The organism is Mesorhizobium sp. M7A.F.Ca.MR.362.00.0.0, from assembly GCF_004023175.1.
Lineage (GTDB): Bacteria > Pseudomonadota > Alphaproteobacteria > Rhizobiales > Rhizobiaceae > Mesorhizobium.
This window is the reverse complement of sequence record NZ_RZTF01000761.1, coordinates 1-1,208: the sequence shown is the minus strand read 5'-3', so window position 1 is coordinate 1,208 and position 1,208 is coordinate 1. Positions and strand designations below refer to the sequence as shown.

The following is a 1,208-nucleotide window of genomic DNA, read 5'->3' as shown; positions in this document are numbered from 1 at the left end:
GGATGAGACTTGGACAAGCAATTATTAACTTTAACTGAAATTGCAAAAACGCTAAAATTAGCTGAATCTACTACCAGATATTATCGAGATCGATTTGAAGAATTCATCCCATCAGTAGGCGAAGGTCGTAAAAAGCGTTATAAGCCTGAGACTATCGACATACTAAAGTACATTGCGGAAGCATACAACCGCAACATATCCGCAGACGAGATAAAAGATGGTCTAACCCGCATGGTTGCAATAACCGTAGAAACCGCAGATGAAACCGCAGTAGCAACGGCAACAGTTCCACATGATACAAAAGATACAGATATTCCACTACCTGTGCACATGCAACACCTAAGCTCAACCCTTCTAATTATTGCAGAACAAAAAGAAGAGATTGCAACATTGCGAAACCAACTTGAAGTCATCGAAAAAAGACAGCAAGAACAACAAAAGCTAATTGAATCATTACAGGAAAAACCAAAAACAAAAAAAAGATGGTGGTTTAGAAGATAACTTTTTCCTTTCAATGTTCATTAGAGCTTAATATGGGCATTTTAAGGTGGTTATTTTTCTAAAAATGTATTTGAATAAGCATCTATAATAAAAGCGCTAAAATCGGCTTAAAATGGCTCCTGTTTAGTTCTAGATTCCATTGCACGCATCTTTTTCACTTTTTCTAAAAATGCATACATATAGCTCATATCATAAATACTGCCTTTTTCTACACCTTGCTTGATTTGCTCGTAAGCAATAACATATGCCATTGCTCTTTGTTCATCAGGAGAAATCATCGTTCCAGATTTCTTTATAAACGATTTAATGGATTCCATTACATTAAATCCAACTCTTTGCATAGATGCTTGGTCAGCATTTACACCTAATTTCTTTGCTGCTAACCAAACACGGCCATACATATCTTTAATATTAAGACCAAAAAAGGCTTTAAATTGCTGAAGAGCTTTAGGAACAAATTTTATGTATCCAGAATGCTTAACATTTAGATGATTAATATTATGTTTTTGTTTTAAAGAGATATTGTTTTTTTGGTCTGCCACTTTTTCGTTTTCTTGTCTGCCACTTTTACTATGAACAGGTGGAATAATAACGATAGCATTACTTGTTTGCTGCATATCGCTTGCTCTTTTCATAGCATACTGGCGAATAATACCGAGTGATTCTAAACGGCCACAGATTCGTATCACGGTTCTGTATCCTAATCC

The 1,208-nt window shown here is 35.3% G+C and carries 2 protein-coding genes; one reads left to right on the top strand and one right to left on the bottom strand.

Going from position 1 to position 1,208, the window contains the following annotated elements; translation table 11 throughout:
- Positions 1 to 9 precede the first annotated feature (9 nt).
- Entirely contained in the window at positions 10 to 501 is a 492-nt protein-coding gene (locus tag EOC06_RS37495) for a MerR family transcriptional regulator (protein WP_128310129.1), read from the top strand.
- Between the two features lie 107 nt (positions 502 to 608).
- On the opposite strand, the gene EOC06_RS41180 is transcribed toward EOC06_RS37495, so the two are convergent.
- On the bottom strand, positions 609 to 1,208 hold a 600-nt coding region (locus EOC06_RS41180; RefSeq protein WP_206631358.1), incomplete at its 5' end, for a hypothetical protein.